Raw genomic sequence first — 18,462 nt, 5'->3', positions numbered from 1 at the left:
CGATTTTCCCCCATCGGGCCGGGCCGGGCCCGAGCGGGGTGGGCCCGTGACAGCCGGTGGACGAGCTGCGGAGGAAGCGCGCCCCGGGTTCCCGAAGAGTTCTCCGCACGGGCCTCGCCCACCACGCCTACCAGTGAGTAATCTGGCGGTCCGCCAGAAGCGGGTTCATGACACACGTGGGCCCGGCCGGGTCGATTGGCCCGCCGGGCCATCAGTATGTGGGGGTTTTTGTGGCAGGGATGAGTCGGCGTACGTTCCTCACCGGTACGTCGGTGGCCGCCGCCTGGTCGGCCTTGTCGCTGGGCGGCGCGCAGTTCGCGTCGGCCGTGGCGCGCGATCAGGCGCTGGCGACGACGGCCGCACGGGCGGTCAAGGTCACCGGGACCACGCTGGAGCAGGTGGCCACGCCGATCGGCACCGGCGGCTACAAGCGGCTGACGGCCGGACCGGGCTGGCCGCTGGTCGTACGCGGCGACCTGGCGGCGGGGAGCACCGGGCGGGACGACCGCCGCACCGGCCTGGCCAGCTTCGTCCAGTTCAGCGACCTGCACCTGGTGGACACCGAGTCCCCGGTGCGCTTCGAGTACCTGGCCAAGTTCAACGGCAGCGCGTACCGGCCGCAGGAGGCGCTGAACGCCCGCGGTGTCTCCGCCCTCGTCGAGCGGGTCAACTCGCTCTCCGGCGGCCCCTACACCGGGATGCCGTTCAGCATGGTGATGGCCACCGGCGACAACACCGACAACCACGAGCTCGCCGAACTCGACTGGTACCTCAAGGTCATGGGCGGCGGCCGACTGGCCCAGAACACCGGTGACCCCAACCGCTACGAGGGTGTGCAGAACTCCGGCAGCGCCACCTACTGGAACCCCGAACTCGCCTACAACGACGGCTACAAGGCGAAGGGATTCCCGCAGATACCCGGGTTCCTGGCCGCCGCCGGCCGCCCCTTCGACGCTCCTGGCCTGCGCACGCCCTGGTACACCACGGTCGGCAACCACGACGACAGCATCGAGGGCTCGCTGCCGGACCTCGGGCTGCTGAACGACCTGTACGCCGGCCAGTACAAGCTGGAGGGCTGCGACGACGCGACGGCCGCCCAGCTGATGGACTCGCTGCGCCGCGACCCGGCGGGCGCCGTGCTGCTGCTGGCGAAGCTGATCGCCACCGGCGACCTGGTGCGCAAGGTCACCCCGGACGAGCGCCGCCGGCCGTTCACGCTCAAGGAGTTCGCCAAGGCCCACCTCAACCCGGCGGTCACCGGCGCCGGCCCGTACGGGCACGGCTTCACCTCGGACATGGCGAACAGCGGCAAGCTCTACTACGCCTTCCGGATCTCGGAGAAGGTGGTCGGCATCAGCCTGGACACCACCAATCAGGCCGGGTTCGCCGACGGTTCGCTGGGCACCGCTCAACTGCGCTGGCTGGAGGAGCAGTTGCAGGCGCACAGCGGGCACTGGTACGACGCCGACGGGCGCAAGGTGACCGGCGGGAGCGCGGACGACCTGGTCCTCGTCTTCAGCCACCACACCAGCGGCACGATGGGCAACCTGCTGCCGGACCCGCGCAACATCTTCGAGGGGCGGCACGACGGCAACGAGCTGGTGGCGCTGCTCCAGCGCTACCCGAACGTGGTCGCGTGGGTGAACGGCCACACCCACATGAACAAGATCACGCCGCACGGGCACGCGGTCCCGGAGCGGGCGTTCTGGGAGATCAACACCGCCTCGCACATCGACTACCCGCAGCACGGGCGGATCATCGAGATCGCGGACAACGGGGACGGCACGCTCTCGCTGTTCACCACGCTGATCGAGTCCTCGGCGCCGTACGGGACGGACTTCGGCAGCAACTCGGACGCCAACCTCGCGGCGCTCTACCGCGAGCTGTCGTACAACGACCCGAACGGCCGCCCGACGGCACTGCTGGGCGCGGGCGGGGACCACAACACCGAGCTGCTGATCGCCAAGCCGACCCGGTGACGGGCGGCGGGCTGTCAGCCGACTGCTGAGGACTGACGGCTGACGACTGACAGCCGACAGATGACAGATGACAGATGACAGCGAACAGATTTCAACATCTGTTCGCTGTCATCTGTTGCTCGTCACCCCTCCGGGTACCGCCGCGGCGTCCAGACGACCTCCACGCCGCCGCCCCGCTCGACCGCCCGGGTCTGCGAGGAGCCGATCAGCAGGATGGTCCGCATGTCGACCAGCGCCGGGTCCAGCTCACCGAGCCGGACGATCCGCACCCGCTCGGTCGGGCCGCCGACGTCCCGCGCCATCACCACCGGGGTCTCCGGCGCCCGGTACTCCAGCAGCAGATCCCGGGCGAGCCCGACCTGAGTGGTCCGGGACTTCGAGCCCGGGTTGTACAGCGCGAGCACCAGGTCCGCCTCGGCGGCGGCGCGCAGCCGCTTCGCCACCACGTCCCACGGCTTGAGCCGGTCCGAGAGGGACACCGTCGCGTAGTCGTGGCCGAGCGGGGCGCCGGCCCGGGAGGCGGCCGCATGGGCGGCGGTCATCCCCGGGAGCACCCGCACCGGAACGTCCCGGTACGCCTCCTCGCAGGCGACCTCCAGCACCGCGGTGGCCATCGCGAACACGCCCGGGTCACCCGAGGAGACCACCGCGACCCGGTGTCCGCGCCGGGCGAGGTCCAGGGCGAACTCGGCCCGCTCCGACTCCACCTTGTTGTCCGAGCCGTGCCGCTGCTGCCCCGGCCGCTGCGGCACCCGGTCCAGGTAGGTGGTGTAGCCGACCAGGTCGGTGGCCTCGGTCAGCGCGCCGCGCGCCTCGGCGGTCAGCCAGAGCGGTCCGGCCGGCCCGGTGCCGACCACGGTCACGCTGCCGACGCCGTCCGACAGCCGGACCTCCGGCTCCAGCGGCGCCACCTTGCTCGGCAGCACCACGACCGAGAAGTACGGCACCGTCTCACCGTCGACCTCGGCGAGCGGCGCCAGCCGCTCCCCCTCCATGAAGGCCCGCTCCACGTACTGCGCGTCCGCCAGCCGGCCTGCCCGCTCCAGGGCCCGGCGGACGGTCGGGAAGGTGCGCCCCAGCTTCATGATCACGGCCGAGTCGGCGGCCGCGATCCGCGCCGTCAGCTCCTCCTCGGGCAGCGTGCCGGGGATGACGGTGAGCGTCTCCTCGGCCTCGGTCAGCGGCTGCCCGAGCCGGGCGGCGGCCGCGCTGAGCGAGGTCACGCCCGGCACCACCTCGGTCGGGTAGCGGTGTGCGAGCCGCTTGTGCATGTGCTGGTACGAGCCGTAGAAGAGCGGGTCGCCCTCGGCGAGGACGACCACGTCGCGCCCGGCGTCCAGGTGGGCGGCCAGCCGGGCGGCAGCCTCCTCGTAGAAGTCGTCCAACGCCCCGCGGTAGCCACCGGGGTGGTCGGTGGTCTCGACGGTGAGCGGGTAGACCAGCTTCTCCTCGATCTGACCATTCGTCAGATAGCGCTCCGCTATCGAGCGCGCGATGGAGCGGCCGTGCCGGGCGCTGTGGTACGCCACCACATCGGCCTTGCCGATGAGTTCGGCGGCCCGGACGGTCACCAGCGAAGGGTCGCCCGGGCCGAGCCCGACACCGTACAGTCGGCCCGTGGTGTTCTGATCGACCGTCACTCTTCTTCGCTCGCAATCGCGTTGATGGCGGCGGCGGCGATCGCGCTGCCGCCGCGTCGGCCGCGCACCACCAGGTGCTCCAGGCCGGACGGGTGCTCGGCCAGGGCCTGCTTGGACTCTGCGGCCCCGATGAAGCCGACCGGGACGCCGATCACCGCGGCCGGTCGCGGCGCGCCCGCCTCGATCATCTCCAGCAGCCGGAACAGCGAGGTCGGCGCGTTGCCGACGGCGACGACCGCGCCCTCCAGCCGGGGCAGCCACAGCTCCATGGCCGCGGCGCTGCGGGTGTTGCCCATCGCGCGGGCGAGTTCGGGCACCGACGGGTCGGTGAGGGTGCAGATCACCTCGTTGTCGGCGGGCAGCCGCCTGCGGGTGACACCGCTCGCGACCATGTTGACGTCGCAGAGGATCGGCGCACCGGCGCGCAGCGCGGCGCGCGCGGAGGCGACCACACTGGGCGAGTACACCAGGTCCTCGACCAGGTCGACCATTCCGCAGGCGTGGATCATCCGCACCGCGACCTGGGAGACGTCCGCCGGGAGGGCGGCCAGATCGGCCTCCGCACGGATGGTGGCAAAGGACTGGCGGTAGATGGACGCGCCGTCCTTCTCGTACTCGATCACTTCGTGGTCCTCCTGGCCTCGGCGACCGCCTCGGCCATCTCCTCGTTCGTCACATCGACGTAGTTCGTCACATCGACGGCCGTCGACCCGACCGCCGCAGTCCCGTTCGACACTGCCCCGCTCGCCGCGGCCCCCTTCACCGTCACCCGGTAGCCGAGCCCGGTGGCGAGCACGTCCACCCACCGCCCGGCCGGGTGGCCGCAGCGCCGTTCGCAGCCCGACCAGTGGACGGGCAGCACACCGGCGTCCGGCCGCCGCGCCGTGTCCAGCGCCCGGGCCGCGTCCGTACGGACGTCGGCCAGCGACTTGGCGCAGCCCGGCAGTCCGGTGCAGGCGGTCGCCCGCTCCCACGGCGAGCCGGGCCCGGTGCGGAATCCGGCCTCGGCGAGCGCGGGCAGCCGGTCGGCCGGCGCGCCGGGCAGTACCGCCCCGCGCCAGGGCGTCAGTCGCAGCTCGCCCGCCGAGCCGGCGACCAGCGCCCGCCACTGCCCGGCGCTCGCCCGTCCGAACCGCAGCCCCACCGACAGTCCGCCGGGCAGCGCGCCGACGGCGGGCGTCGTACCGGTGAAGGCCGGCAGCGGCACCGAGCCGGCCGGCAGCAGGTCGGGCACCTCCCGCAGGTGCCAGGCCTGGCGCCCGTTGGTCCGCAGTGCCGCCAGGAAGGAGCGGGCCGCGTCCAGCACGGCCGCGACCTCCCGCCCGGCCTCGACCGGGTGCCCGCACGCGTCGCGCCCGAGGCGCAGCAGCCGGGTGCCGCCCGAACCTGCGATCAATGTCACATCGGCGTCGAGCGCGGCGACGTCGCCCCGCCCGTCGTCCAGCGCGAACAGGAACTTGCCGGAGAGCCCGGCCGCCCAGTCGTTCGCGCACAGTCGCGCGTCCAGCTCCCGTACCCAGGCCTGGACATCGGCGCGACCGGAGGTGCCCTCGGCGGCGTCCAGCCCGGCTGTCGGCGAGGCGACGATGTTGCGGACCCGCTCGTGGGTGTCCGAGGGCAGCAGTCCGACGGCGCGCAGCCGGTCGGCGAGCTCGGTCGCGCAGTGCGGGGACAGGCCGCGCAGCTGGACGTTGCCGCGCGAGGTGGTCTCCAGCTCGCCGTCACCGAGGGCCTCGGCCGCCTCGGCCAGCGCGAGTGCCTGACGGTTCGTCAACAGTCCGCCGGGAAGGCGGATTCGGGCCAGGGCGCCGTCGTCGGCCGGGTGCAGGCGAAGCGCTCCGGGGCAGGCGTCCGCACGCCCCCGGTCGGGCACCTCCCGGTCGGGTCCTGCGGCGCCCGGCGCGGTGGCGTCGGGTGTCGGTGGCATGGCGGCGAGCATACAGATGATCCGATCACGCGCCGCCGTCCGCCGCTTCACGCCCCGGCCGCGCCCGTCTCGCGGGTCACAGGTCCGAAAGCTCACTCTCCCCCAGCTCAGCCGCACCCCGTACGATGCTGGCGGACGGTCCCCGCGGACCGTCCGCACGCCAGCGACGGCGCAGGGGAGGAAACCGGTGCGAATCCGGTGCGGTCCCGCCACTGTGACCGCGGTTCACCGGTAGACCGGTCGGCCGCGGGAGCCAGGAACTCCTGCCGTCCTCCACCGGCCCGGGGCGCGGACCCCGAGGAAGGCAGAAATGTCCCAGCGCTGTCGCATGCCCGCGTCCCCGGCCGCCGTCACGGCGGTTCCGGGCGCCGTCGTGACCACCACAGTCGATGCCACGACCGTCCCCGGCGACGCCCCGGCCCAGTCCCCGGCCACCTCGGCCCAGTTCCCGGCCACCCCGATCGCCGTCGCGGCCACCCCGGTCCCGTCCGCGGCCGACCCGGCCCAGTCCCCGGCCACCCCGGCCACCCACGAGGCCGGGAGGGCCTTCGCATGATCCTGCTGCTGTCGACGTCCGACACCGACCTGCTCAGCGCCCGTGCCTCCGAGGGCCCGGTGCGCTACCGGCTCGGCAATCCGGCCCGGCTCACCCCCGAGGACCTGCCCGCGCTGCTGGAGGGCACCGAGCTCGTCGTGGTCCGGCTGCTCGGCGGGCGCCGCGCCTGGCAGGAGGGTCTGGACGCGCTGCTGGCCGGCCCCCGCCCGGTGGTCGTGCTGACCGGTGAGCAGGCCCCCGACGCCCAGCTGATGGAGCTGTCCACCGTCCCGGCCGGCATCGCCGCCGAGGCCCACGCCTACCTGGCCCACGGCGGCGCCGCCAACCTGGCCGAGCTGGGCTCCTTCCTCTCCGACACCGTGCTGCTGACCGGTCACGGCTTCGCCCCGCCCGCCTCCGCCCCGGCCTGGGGCCCGCTGGAGCGCGAAGCGCGTACGTCCGACGGCCCGACGGTGGCGGTGCTCTACTACCGCGCCCACCACATGAGCGGCAACACCGCCTTCGTGGAGACCCTCTGCCGGGCCGTCGAGGACCAGGGTGCCCAGGCGCGGGCCTACTACTGCGCCTCGCTGCGCGGCGCCGAGCCCGAGCTGCTGGCCGCGCTCGGCGAGGCGGACGCGATCGTCACCACCGTGCTCGCCGCCGGCGGCACCCGCCCAGCCGACGCCCAGGCCGGCGGCGACGAGGAGGCCTGGGACGCGGGCGCGCTGGCCGCCCTCGACCGCCCGATCCTCCAGGCGCTCTGCCTGACCTGGTCGCGCGCCCAGTGGGAGAGCAGCGACGACGGCCTGTCCCCGCTGGACACCGCCACCCAGATCGCGGTGCCGGAGTTCGACGGCCGCCTGATCTCCGTCCCGTTCTCCTTCAAGGAGCTGGACGAGGACGGCCTGACCGTCTACGCCGCCGACCCGGAGCGCGCCGCCCGGGTCGCCGGCACCGCCGTCAAGCACGCCCGGCTGCGGCACATCCCGGCCGCCGAGCGCCGGCTCGCCCTGGTGCTGTCCGCGTACCCGACCAAGCACGCCCGGGTCGGCAACGCCGTCGGCCTGGACACCCCGGCCAGCGCCGTGCGGCTGCTGGAGCGGCTGCGCGCCGAGGGCATGGACCTCGGGGACGCTCTTCCCCCCTTCTACGACGAGGACGGCGGCCACGAGGGCGACGCCCTGATCCACGCCCTGATCGCGGCCGGCGGCTACGACCAGGACTGGCTGACCGAAGACCAGCTGGCCCGCAACCCGGTGCGCATCCCCGCCGCCGACTACCGCCGCTGGTACGCCACCCTCCCGAAGGCCCTGCGCGAGCAGGTCGAGGAGCACTGGGGCCCGGCCCCCGGCGAGCTGTACGTCGACCGCTCGCAGAACCCGGACGGTGACATCGTGCTGGCCGCGATCCGCTCCGGGAACCTGCTGGTGCTGATCCAGCCGCCGCGCGGCTTCGGCGAGAACCCCGTCGCCATCTACCACGACCCCGACCTGCCGCCGAGCCACCACTACCTGGCCGCCTACCGCTGGATCGAGGCCGCCCAGGAGGACGGCGGCTTCGGCGCCCACGCCGTGATCCACCTCGGCAAGCACGGCAACCTGGAGTGGCTGCCCGGCAAGACCGCCGCGCTGTCCGCCGAGTGCGGACCGGACGCCGTCCTCGGCGACCTGCCGCTGGTCTACCCCTTCCTGGTCAACGACCCGGGCGAAGGCACCCAGGCCAAGCGCCGTGCCCACGCCACGCTCGTCGACCACCTGGTGCCGCCGATGGCCCGCGCCGACTCCTACGGCGACATCGCGCGCCTGGAGCAGCTGCTGGACGAGCACTCCAACATCGCCGCGATGGACCCGGCCAAGCTGCCGGCGATCCGCGCCCAGATCTGGACCCTGATCCAGGCCGCCAAGCTCGACCACGACCTGGGCCTGGACGAGCGGCCCGAGGACGACGGCTTCGACGACTTCCTGCTGCACGTCGACGGCTGGCTCTGCGAGGTCAAGGACGCCCAGATCCGCGACGGTCTGCACGTCCTCGGCCAGGCCCCGGCCGGCACCGACCGGGTCAACATCGTGCTCGCCATCCTGCGCGCCCGGCAGATCTGGGGCGGCGTCAGCGCGCTGCCCGGCCTGCGCGAGGCGCTCGGCCTGGACGAGGCGGCGCTGACCCTGGGCGCCACCGACGCGGCCGAGGCCGAGGCCCGCGCCCTGGTCGAGGCGATGGAGGCGGCGGACTGGGTGCCCGAGGCGGTCGAGAAGGTCACCGCCGAGCTGTCGGAGGCCGTTCGGGAGCCCGTCCGCGAGGTGCTCACCTTCGCCGCCACCCAGGTGGTGCCGCGGCTGGCCGCCACCACCGACGAGCTGGACGCCGTGCTGCACGCGCTCCAGGGCGGCTTCGTCCCGGCCGGCCCGTCCGGCTCGCCGCTGCGCGGCCTGGTCAACGTGCTGCCGACCGGCCGCAACTTCTACTCCGTCGACCCGAAGGCCGTCCCCAGCAAGCTCGCCTGGGAGACCGGCCAGGCGCTCGCCACCTCGCTGGTCGAGCGCTACCGGGCCGACAACGACGGCGCCCACCCGTCCTCGGTCGGGCTCTCGCTCTGGGGCACCAGCGCGATGCGCACCGCCGGCGACGACATCGCCGAGGCCTTCGCCCTGCTCGGCGTGCGCCCGGTCTGGGACGACGCCTCGCGCCGGGTCACCGGCCTGGAGCCGATCCCGGCGGCCGAGCTGGGCCGCCCGCGGATCGACGTCACGCTGCGCATCTCCGGCTTCTTCCGGGACGCCTTCCCGCACGTGGTCGCCTTGCTGGACGACGCGGTGCGCCTGGCCGCCGCCCAGGAGGAGCCCGCCGAGTCGAACTACGTGCGCGCCCACGTACAGGCCGACCTCGCGGTGCACGGCGACGAGCGCAAGGCCACCGTCCGCGTCTTCGGCTCCCGTCCAGGCACGTACGGGGCGGGCCTGCTCCAGCTGATCGACAGCCGGGACTGGCGCACCGACGCCGACCTGGCCGAGGTGTACACGGTCTGGGGCGGCTACGCGTACGGCCGAGGGCTGGACGGCCGCCCGGCCCGCGAGGAGATGGAGACCGCCTACAAGCGGATCACCGTCGCCGCGAAGAACACCGACACCCGCGAGCACGACATCGCCGACTCGGACGACTACTTCCAGTACCACGGCGGCATGGTGGCCACCGTGCGCGCCCTCACCGGCAAGGCGCCGACGGCCTACATCGGCGACTCGACCCGCCCGGAGACGGTCCGCACCCGCACCCTGACCGAGGAGGCCGCCCGGGTCTTCCGCGCCCGGGTGGTCAACCCGCGCTGGATCGAGGCGATGCGCCGCCACGGCTACAAGGGCGCCTTCGAGATGGCCGCGACCGTCGACTACCTGTTCGGCTACGACGCCACCACGGGCGTGGTCGCGGACTGGATGTACGAGAAGCTGACCCAGGAGTACGTCCTCGACCCGGTCAACCGGGAGTTCCTCGCGGGCGCCAACCCGTGGGCGCTGCACGGGATCAGCGAGCGGCTGCTGGAGGCGGCGAGCCGCGGGCTGTGGGAGCAGCCGGACCCGGAGCTGATCGAGCAGCTGCAGGCCGCGTTCCTGGAGACCGAGGGAGATCTGGAGGGCGGCGAGGAGTAAGCGCGGCGAGAGGCCACCGGGCCGCCAGTTCGACCACGGCCGGTGGTCGGGCCGGGGCCGGTGGTTCCGGACGTTCTGCTCACCGCAGCCATCCGACCGATCGGCGTACTGGTGGCGAACGCCGTCCAAGCGGACAATACGGGTCATGTCGCGCCGCTCCGCTCCTACCAGCCCGGCCCCGAGCACGCCCGCCGTCGAGGAACGGGAGCCGCGCGCCCAGCACCGGTACCGCGCGCGGATCGGTGCGCTGGCGGCCGGGGCGGTGCCGGTGCTCGCCTTCCCCGCGCCCGGACAGGCCTGGCTGGCGTGGGTCGCGCTCGTCCCCGGGCTGCTGCTGATGCAGCGGGCGCCCTCGGGGCGGGAGGCGGCGGTCCGCGGCTGGTGGTTCGGCGCGGGGTTCATCCTGGCCGCGATGTACTGGCTGATCCCGTCCATCGGGCCGGGGCTGCCGGTGCTCGCGGTGCTGTTCGGGGCGCTCCAGGGCCCCGTCGGGTACACCGTGCACCGGCTGCTGCACCCCGAGCTGACCGCCCGTCGGGCGCTGCTCGCGCTGCTGCTCGTGCCGGCGGTCTGGGTGACCACCGAGTACGCGCGGTCCTGGCCGGCGCTCGGCGGGCCGTGGGCGCTGCTCGGTGCCACCCAGTGGCAGCACCCGGCGGTCCTCGCACTGGCCTCGGCCGGCGGGATCTGGCTGGTCAGCGCGGCCGTGATGGCCGTGAACACCGGGGTGCTGATCGCGCTGACCGCGGTGCACTGGCGGCCGCGGGCCCTCGCCGCCGGGGCCACCGTCCTGGTGCTGGCCTCCGGTCCGCTGCTGTTCGCGCTGCGCGAGGCGCCCGCCGCGGACGGGGCCGTGACCGTGGCGCTGGTCCAGCCCGGCATCGTGGACGACCCGAAGGCCCGGTTCGAGGCGAGCGAGCGGATCACCACCGCCCTGGTCGGGCAGTCGGTGGACCTGGTCGTCTGGGGCGAGAGCAGCACCGGCGCCGACCTGGACCGCGACCGGGCCGCGCTGGACACACTGCGCGGGCTCGCCACGAGCACCGGCGCCGAGATCATCGCCGGTGAGGACGCGCGCAAGGCGGACGGGCGGATCTCCAAGGACGCGGTGCTGGTCTCCCCCGCCGGAGTGGTGGACCGCTACCGCAAGATCCGGCTGGTGCCGTTCGGCGAGTACATCCCGCTGCGGCCGGTGCTCGGCTGGATCGCCGGAGTCAGCCGGGCGGCGGGCGAGAACAGGGCCCCCGGCAAGTCCTTCCACGTACTGCCCGCCACCGACCGAACGGGCGCGCCGCTGCCCGTCGGGGCGCTGATCTGCTTCGAGTCGGCCTTCCCCGACATGGCCCGCACCGCCGCGCGGGAGGGCGCCCGGGTGCTGGTCTACCAATCCTCGACCTCGACCTTCCAGCACACCTGGGCGCCCGAGCAGCACGTCTCGCTGGCGGCGATCCGGGCCGCCGAGACCGGCCGGCCGGCCGTGCAGGCCTCGCTGACCGGGGTCTCGGCGGCCTTCGACGCCCAGGGCCGGGAGCTGGCCCGGCTCGGCACCGACGGCACCGGCGCGCTGACCGTCCGGCTGCCGCTCACCTCACCGGGGGCGCTCACCTGGTACGACCGGATCGGCGACGTGGTGCCGCTGGGGGCGCTGCTGGTCAGCGCCGGGGCGGCGGGGGCGGTGGCCGTGGCCGGGTGGCGCCGGTCGCGCGCCGCCCGCGGGTCCGGTCAGCCCTCGGTGCCGGCGGTGTAGACGCCGAACGCGGCGCCCTGGGGGTCGCGCAGCACGGCGATCCGCCGATCGCCCGGCACGCCGGTGGCGGGCATCAGCACGTCCCCGCCGAGGGTCGCCGCCCGGCTGACGGTGTTGTCGACGTCGGCGACCGCGAAGTACGGCAGCCAGTGCGGCGGCACCTCGGGCGGGAACCGGTCGTCCATCGTCAGCATGCCGCCGAAGTCCTGGCCGTCCAGGCCCCACTGGGGGTAGTGCTCGGACGGGGCGACGGACCAGCCGAAGACCGCCGGGTAGAAGGCGAGCGCGCCGTCCGGGTCACGGGTGAGCAGTTCCGCCCAGCCGAGCGAGCCGGGCTCGTTGAACACCCCGGCGCCCTTGAAGGAACGTCCCTGCCAGAGGAGGAACACCGCGCCGGACCGGTCGGCGGCCACCGAGAAGCGGCCGAAGTCGAACACATCGGTGGGGTCCTTCAGGATCCGGCCGTCGGCTTCCTTGATCCTCGCCGCGGTCGCGTCGGCGTCGGCGACCGCGAGGACGACCGTCCAGGCGATCGGCTGCTGCGGCGCGTAGCGCGGGGTGATGGCGGCGGCCGGGGCGTCCCGGACCAGCATCTGGGTGTAGTCGCCGTCCCCGGGGCGGGCCGTGTCGTCCGCCCGCCAGCCGAACAGCTCGGTGTAGAAGGCCCGGGCGGCGGCCGGGTCGGAGGTGCCCAGCTCGGTCCAGCAGGGAGCGTTGGTGGTGACGGAGGTCTGCTTCATGACGTCTGTCCTCGCAGCTTGCTCGGGAGTTCCGTAGGACGGGAACTCCCGGGTTCTCGGCGCCTCGGCCCCCGCACACCTCCCGCCCCAGCATGCGGGGCGGGAGCGGGAGGTGGCGGGCTGGGGTGGGCCGAACGGGGGGGTGGCGGAACAGACGACAGATGACAGCTGACAGATTTCGAAATCTGTCAGCTGTCATCTGTTAGCTGTTAGCTGTTAGCTGTTATCCGTCAGCTGTCATCTGTTCGGCTGCCGCCCCTCGGCCACCCTCAGCCGCGCACGGCCCGCGCCACCGGTATCCACAGCTGCGCCTCGGCGTCGGCCGTGCCCGGGACGAAGCGGGTCCGGAGGATCTCCGGGCCCGGCCGGGCCTCGTACGGGTTGGACGGGAACCACTGGCTCGCCACGTCCCCCCACATCTCCTGAAGCGCCTGCGGGAACGGTCCGGTGGTGGTGAACACCGCCCAGGTGCCGGCCGGGACGTCGAGCACGTCCAGGTCCGCCGGGACGGCGACGCCCTCGCGTGCCACCACCGCGTGCCAGTAGTCGAGTTCGGACCCTTCCTCGCGGTTCGGCGAGAAGCCGTCGCTCACCGAGACGATCCCGTCCGGCTCCTCCCCCGACAGCGCCGCGATCCGCTCGACCGCCTCCTTGCCGAGCCCCTTGATGAACTCGGCGATCCCCGGGTTGATCCCCCGGTAGATCAGGGTGACCCGGGCCTTCCTGCCGACGATCCGGAAGTCCGGCTTCTCGACGATCCGGTATTCCATACTGCTGCTTCCCTCCACGATGAGTCGGAAGGACATCCGGGGCTGTGAGACGAGCACCGCACCGTCGCGCCGGGCCTCACCGGGCCCGACCCCGTGCATGGCCCGGAACGCCCGGGCGAACGCCTCGCCCGAGGTGTACCCGTACCGGACCGCGACGTCGAGCAACGTCCGCTCGCCGTCCAGGACTTCGGCCCCGGCGACGGTCAGCCGCCGACGCCGGACGTACTCCGACAGCGGCATCCCGGCGAGCATCGAGAACAGCCGCCGGAAGTGGTACTCCGACGTCATCGCGATCCGCGCCAGCTCGGCCACGTCGACCTCACGGTCCAGGCCCTGTTCGATCCGGTCCATCGCCCGGTTCAGGTGCTCCAGCACACCGGTCCCGCCCTTCCCTTGTTGATCTCCACCGTAGGAAGGACCCACCTTGCCGCACCCGACGATCGGTGCCCGCTCCGGTCGGGTACCGATCGCCGGGTGGCGGGCGTCGGCAGTTCGGGTTCAGCTGCGCCACTTCGTCAACTCGGGCTTCAGCGTCTCGACTTCAGCACCTCAGCTCCGGCGGCTCAGTTCAGGCGGCTCAGCTCCGACACCGCGGCTCCGGCGGCTCAGTTCAGGCGCCCAGATCAGGCGCTCAGATCAGGCCCTGGGCCAGCATCGCGTCCGCGACCAGCTCGAAGCCGGCGATGTTCGCGCCGACCACGTAGTTGCCCGGCTGTCCGTAACGCTCGGCGGTGGTGTAGCAGGAGTCGTGGATGTGCTTCATGATCCCGGCCAGCCGCTCCTCGGTGTGCTCGAAGGTCCAGGAGTCACGCGAGGCGTTCTGCTGCATCTCCAGCGCACTGGTCGCGACGCCGCCCGCGTTCGCCGCCTTGCCCGGACCGAAGGCCACGCCGCCCTCCTGGAGCACCCGCACCGCCTCCGGGGTGGTGGGCATGTTGGCGCCCTCGGCGACGGCCAGCACCCCGTTGCGCACCAGGGCCAGCGCGTCGGCCTCGGTGAGCTCGTTCTGGGTCGCGCAGGGCAGCGCGACGTCACAGGGCACGCTCCACACGCCCGGGCCCTCGACGAACCGGACGTGGCCGCCGCGCAGTTGCGCGTAGTCGGAGACCCGGCCCCGCCGGACCTCCTTGACCTCCTTGAGCAGGTCGAGGTCGATGCCCTTCTCGTCCACCACGTAGCCGGAGGAGTCGGAGGCGGTCAGCACCGTCGCGCCGAGCTGCTGCGCCTTCTCGATCGCGTAGAGCGCGACGTTGCCGGAACCGGAGACGACCACCCGGCGCCCGTCCAGGCTCTCGCCACGGCTGTGCAGCATCTCGGCGGTGAACATGACGCAGCCGTAGCCGGTGGCCTCGGTGCGGACCTGCGCGCCGCCCCAGCCGAGGCCCTTTCCGGTGAGCACGCCGCTCTCGTACCGGTTGGTGATCCGCTTGTACTGGCCGAACAGGTAGCCGATCTCCCGGCCGCCGACGCCGATGTCCCCGGCCGGCACGTCGGTGTACTCGCCGAGGTGGCGGTACAGCTCGGTCATGAACGACTGGCAGAACCGCATGATCTCGGCGTCCGAGCGGCCCTTGGGGTCGAAGTCGGAGCCGCCCTTGCCGCCACCGATGGGCAGACCGGTGAGCGCGTTCTTGAAGATCTGCTCGAACCCGAGGAACTTGACGATCCCGAGGTTCACCGAGGGGTGGAAGCGCAGTCCGCCCTTGTACGGGCCGAGGGCGCTGCTGAACTCCACCCGGAAGCCGCGGTTGACGTGGATGTCACCGGAGTCGTCCGTCCACGGCACCCGGAACATGAGCTGGCGCTCGGGCTCGCAGATCCGCTCGATGATCCGGGCGTCAAGGAGTTCCGGGCGGTGGGCGAGCACCGGGGCCAGGGTCTCCAGCACCTCGTGGACGGCCTGGTGGAACTCGTCCTCACCCTGGTTGCGGCGGACCACGTCCGCGTAGAGCGCCGCTATCGCGCGCTGCTCGGCCTCGAAGGCGGCGGGGGAGGAACCGGGGGTTACGGGGGTGGCGGGGGTCGTCGGCATCTGGTCAGGACCCTTCCGTGGTTGTCGATGGGGTGTGCGCAGAGCTCCCGTGAACCGGGGGGATGTGTCCAAGGGAACGGTGGAAGTCTCGCAGTGTCCACACCGCGAGTCCCGTGGCATCCACATGGTGGAAGGCCCGACGGCCAGTTGGGGCTGATGAGGTGCGGTATGCCCGCTCGGTCGGGTCCGGCCGGGCGGTCAGCTCTCCTCGACCGGGCACCCGTACCACCGGGCGCCCGTACGACCCGTCGGCCCCGCCCGCGGCCGGGGCGGTCAGCACTCTTCGACCGGGCGCCCCTTCGGCTCCTCCACGATCCGCCGGGCGATCTCGACCGGCTGCACCGGGCGCCCGAAGTGCCAGCCCTGCGCCCAGTCGCAGCCCAGGGTCCGCAGCCGTTCGGCGTCCCGGAGGGTCTCCACGCCCTCGGCGGTGACGTTCAGCCCGAGGGTGTGTGCCATCGACACCAGTCCGCTGACGATCCGCCACCCGGTGGACTCGTCCTTGCCCGGTTCGTGCAGGTCGCCGACGAAGGAGCCGGCAATCTTCAGCCCGGAGACCGGCAGGTCGCGCAGGTAGGCGAGGTTGGACCAGCCGGTGCCGAAGTCGTCCACGGCCAGCGACACCCCGAGGTCGACCAGCCCGTGCAGGGTGCGCAGCGCCTCGTCCTCGGGCCCGACCACGGTCGACTCGGTGATCTCCAGCTGCAACCGGGCCGGGTCCAGTCCGGTGCTGTCGAGGATCCGGCCGAGATCGGTGACCAGCGCGGCGCTGCGGGCCTGCCGGACCGCGAGGTTGACGTTGAGCTGCGGGGCGGCGTCGCCGAACCGCTTGATCCAGTCCGCGGCCTGGCCGCAGGCCTGCTCCAGCACCCAGCGGCCGAGCGGCATGATCAGCCCGGTCTCCTCGGCGGTGGTGACGAACTCGTCCGGGCCGAGCACGCCGAGCTGCGGGTGGCGCCAGCGCACCAGCGCCTCCACGGCGGCCAGTCGGCCGTCCGCCAGGCGGTACAGCGGCTGGTAGTCGATGAAGAACTCGCCGCGGTCCAGGGCGGCGGGCATCCGCACCGACACCGCGTAGCGGCTGACCGCGCGGGCGTTCTCCTTGGGGTCGAACAGCGTCCAGCGGCCGCGGCCGGCCTCCTTGGCGCGGTAGAGCGTGAGGTCGGCGGCACGGACGGCGGCGCCGGGGGTGGTGGTGGACACCCGGCGCTCCAGCACGCCGACGCTGGCGCCGACGGCGAGCTTGTGGTCGCCGATCAGCACCGGCCCGGACAGTGCCTTGAGCACGGTCTTCGCGGCGGCCACCGCCTCCTGCTCGCCCCGGCACTTCTCCAGCAGGACGACGAACTCGTCGCCGCCGAGCCGGGCCACCAGGTGGCCGAGCGGGGTGAGGGCGGCCTTCAGCCGGGCGGCGACGGCGGCCAGCAGCTGATCGCCCATGTCGTGGCCGAGACTGTCGTTGACCACCTTGAAGCCGTCGAGGTCGACGTAGCAGAGGCCGAACCGGGCTCCGGGCTCGGGCTCCTCGAACAGCTTCTCCAGCCGCTCGAAGAAGGCCGCGCGGTTGGGCAGGCCGGTCAGCGGGTCGTGGGTGGCCTGGTGGCGCAGCCGCTCCTGGAGCCGGTAGCGGTCGGTGACGTCCTCCAGCATCGCGACCTGGTACTGCGGCGAGCCGTCGTCTTCGCGGATCAGCGAGACGGTCAGGTGGGTCCAGACGATCTCGCCGTCCTGGCGGTAGTACGGCTTGTCGAACTGGAAGTAGTCCCGCTTGCCGCTGATCAGCTCCTCGTACGCCTCCCACACGCCCGGGGTGTCCTCGGGGTGGACGAGATCGTTGACCCGGCGGCCGACCATGTCCTCCGGGCCGGCGCCGAACAGCTCCTGCACGGCCTTGTTGACGGCCAGGATGTTGCCGTCGGTGTCGCCGATGGCGATGCCGATCGCGGCGCTCTCGAACAGCGCCCGGAACCGGGCCTCGGAGTCGCGCAGGGCCCGCTCGGCCTCCTTGCGGGCCGTGTCGGCGGCGGTGCGGATCGCCTCCTGCTCGCTCAGCGTGCGCTCGCGCAGGGCGGCGGCCCAGCCGGCCGCGAAGGCGCCGGTCAGGGCCGGTCCGCGGTCGTCGTGGACGGTCTGTGCCTGGAGCAGCTCGACCGCCCGGGCCAGCAGCACCGGGTCGGTGAAGTGCGCGTCGACCAGTTCGGCGCCGGCCTGCGCGGCCAGCCTCGGCTCGAACGGCTCGTCCTCCTGGGCGCGGTGCAGCAGCGCCGCGGTGCGCGCGACCAGCCGACCGAGCAGGCCGGGGTGGACGGCGATGCCGTGGTCGGCGGAGAGCAGCCGGGACCACTCCTCGTGGAAGCGCTCCGCGTTGCCGCGCACCGGGGTGGTACTCATCTGCTGAACCTGGTTCCTCTGGTGTGCGCGCCGGTCTCGGCGGGCGCGACGCCGGGTGCGACGACCGGGCCGACGGCGGGTGCGACGACCGCGCCGACGGCAGGTGCGACGGCAAAGCCGACGGCGGCCGCCGCACGGTGCGTATGGCCGTCGGCGCGTCGTCCGTCGGCGCCTCGTTCGTCGCGTCCGCTCAAGGGCGGATCCCCACGCCCGCCACCCCGGCGATCCGCTCGGGGTGCTCGCCGACCGTACCGGGCTGGTCCGGGCGCCACAGCGGCAGGTGGACCACGCCCGGCTCGACCAGCTCGAAGCCGGAGAACATGGCGGTGATCTGCTCGTGGGTGCGCATGGTCAGCGGGGTCGGCGTCCTGCGGTAGAGCTCCTGGTGGTCCTCGGCCTGGTCCGGCCGCTCCTCCAGGGAGGCGTGCGAGAGCACCAGCGCGCTGCCGGGCGGGAGGGCGTCGCGGATCATGCCGATCAGCTTCCACGGGTCCTCGTCGTCGCTGACGAAGTGCGCGACGGCGACCAGCAGCACGGCCACCGGCTCGCCGGCCGCCAGCAGCCGGGCGACCTCGGGGCGGGCCAGCAGGTCGACGACGTCGCGCAGGTCGGCCTGGACGACGTCGCTGTCCGGGTCGTTCTCCAGCAGCAGGCGGCTGTGCGCGACGGCGACCGGGTCGCGGTCCACGTAGACGACCTTCGCCTCGGGGCGGATCGCCCGGGCGATCTCGTGCACCGGGCTGAAGGTCGGGATGCCGGAGCCGACGTCCACGAAGCGGGTGACGCCCCGCTCGGCGAGGAACGTCACGGCGCGGCGCAGGAAGGCGCGGTTGGAGCGCATGATCTGCGGCAGTTCCGGCCACAGGGCGATCGCCTTGCGGGCCATCTCCCGGTCGACCTCGAAGTTGTGGGAGCCGCCGAGGTAGTAGTCGTAGACGCGTGCGGCGTTCGGTTTGTCCAGGTCCATGCCTTCAGGAACCCAGCTCGGTCGCCGCATGACCGTGACTCCTTCATTCCGATTCTGGGGTTACAGCCTCCTGGGGATGCTGCCGTGTCTGAT

Annotated in this window: 12 protein-coding genes and 1 riboswitch; of the genes, 4 read left to right on the top strand and 8 right to left on the bottom strand. The window is 73.2% G+C overall.

Annotated features, from left to right (window positions below; translation table 11 throughout):
* The first annotated feature begins 239 nt into the window (after positions 1-239).
* Entirely contained in the window at positions 240-1,979 is a 1,740-nt protein-coding gene (locus QWJ13_RS15980; protein WP_316525081.1) for a TIGR03767 family metallophosphoesterase, read from the top strand.
* A 122-nt stretch (positions 1,980-2,101) separates the two neighbouring features.
* Here the strand turns inward: QWJ13_RS15980 and QWJ13_RS15975 are convergent, their stop codons facing one another.
* Genes QWJ13_RS15975 through QWJ13_RS15965 form a run of 3 tightly spaced genes read right to left on the bottom strand, consistent with a single transcriptional unit; the run spans position 2,102 to position 5,546 of the window.
* Positions 2,102-3,619, bottom strand: coding sequence for a precorrin-2 C(20)-methyltransferase (locus QWJ13_RS15975; protein ID WP_316525079.1), 1,518 nt, complete (start codon positions 3,617-3,619; stop codon positions 2,102-2,104).
* Positions 3,616-4,242, bottom strand: a complete 627-nt coding sequence (locus QWJ13_RS15970; RefSeq protein WP_316525077.1) for a precorrin-8X methylmutase — start codon at positions 4,240-4,242, stop codon at positions 3,616-3,618. Before QWJ13_RS15970 ends, QWJ13_RS15975 begins: the two co-directional genes overlap by 4 nt.
* Positions 4,239-5,546, bottom strand: coding sequence for a hypothetical protein (locus tag QWJ13_RS15965; RefSeq protein ID WP_316525076.1), 1,308 nt, complete (start codon positions 5,544-5,546; stop codon positions 4,239-4,241). Before QWJ13_RS15965 ends, QWJ13_RS15970 begins: the two co-directional genes overlap by 4 nt.
* Positions 5,547-5,665: 119 nt before the next feature.
* A riboswitch (cobalamin riboswitch) is annotated at positions 5,666-5,831 on the top strand.
* 88 nt (positions 5,832-5,919) lie between these two features.
* Between QWJ13_RS15965 and QWJ13_RS15960 the strand changes: the two genes are divergently transcribed.
* From QWJ13_RS15960 to lnt, 3 genes are all read left to right on the top strand, one after another.
* Complete coding sequence (locus tag QWJ13_RS15960; protein WP_316525075.1) at positions 5,920-6,102, top strand: hypothetical protein; 183 nt, start codon at positions 5,920-5,922, stop codon at positions 6,100-6,102.
* Entirely contained in the window at positions 6,099-9,722 is a 3,624-nt protein-coding gene (cobN, locus tag QWJ13_RS15955; protein WP_316525074.1) for a cobaltochelatase subunit CobN, read from the top strand. The genes QWJ13_RS15960 and cobN overlap by 4 nt, the downstream gene beginning before the upstream one ends.
* Before the next feature lie 145 nt (positions 9,723-9,867).
* Positions 9,868-11,469, top strand: coding sequence for an apolipoprotein N-acyltransferase (lnt, locus tag QWJ13_RS15950; RefSeq protein WP_316525073.1), 1,602 nt, complete (start codon positions 9,868-9,870; stop codon positions 11,467-11,469).
* Here lnt and QWJ13_RS15945 read toward each other — a convergent pair.
* From QWJ13_RS15945 to QWJ13_RS15925, 5 genes are all read right to left on the bottom strand, one after another.
* Positions 11,445-12,209 (bottom strand): VOC family protein, encoded by a 765-nt coding sequence (locus tag QWJ13_RS15945; RefSeq protein WP_316525072.1) that lies wholly within the window; start codon positions 12,207-12,209, stop codon positions 11,445-11,447. The genes lnt and QWJ13_RS15945 overlap by 25 nt on opposite strands.
* A 269-nt stretch (positions 12,210-12,478) precedes the next feature.
* Complete coding sequence (locus QWJ13_RS15940; protein ID WP_316525070.1) at positions 12,479-13,354, bottom strand: AraC family transcriptional regulator; 876 nt, start codon at positions 13,352-13,354, stop codon at positions 12,479-12,481.
* 256 nt (positions 13,355-13,610) lie between these two features.
* Positions 13,611-15,011: an NADP-specific glutamate dehydrogenase gene (gene gdhA / locus QWJ13_RS15935; protein WP_316525069.1), complete on the bottom strand. Its 1,401-nt coding sequence runs from the start codon at positions 15,009-15,011 to the stop codon at positions 13,611-13,613.
* 273 nt (positions 15,012-15,284) lie between these two features.
* The gene (locus tag QWJ13_RS15930) at positions 15,285-17,402 is read right to left on the bottom strand and encodes a putative bifunctional diguanylate cyclase/phosphodiesterase (protein WP_316525066.1); all 2,118 of its coding nucleotides are present in this window, start codon (positions 17,400-17,402) and stop codon (positions 15,285-15,287) included.
* Positions 17,403-17,592: 190 nt separating this feature from the next.
* Positions 17,593-18,399, bottom strand: coding sequence for an SAM-dependent methyltransferase (locus QWJ13_RS15925; protein ID WP_316525063.1), 807 nt, complete (start codon positions 18,397-18,399; stop codon positions 17,593-17,595).
* Between the last annotated feature and the right edge of the window lie 63 nt (positions 18,400-18,462).

This window comes from Kitasatospora brasiliensis, from assembly GCF_032654805.1.
GTDB classification, from domain to species: Bacteria; Actinomycetota; Actinomycetes; order Streptomycetales; family Streptomycetaceae; genus Kitasatospora; species Kitasatospora brasiliensis.
This window is presented reverse-complemented; position numbering and strand designations above follow the sequence as displayed.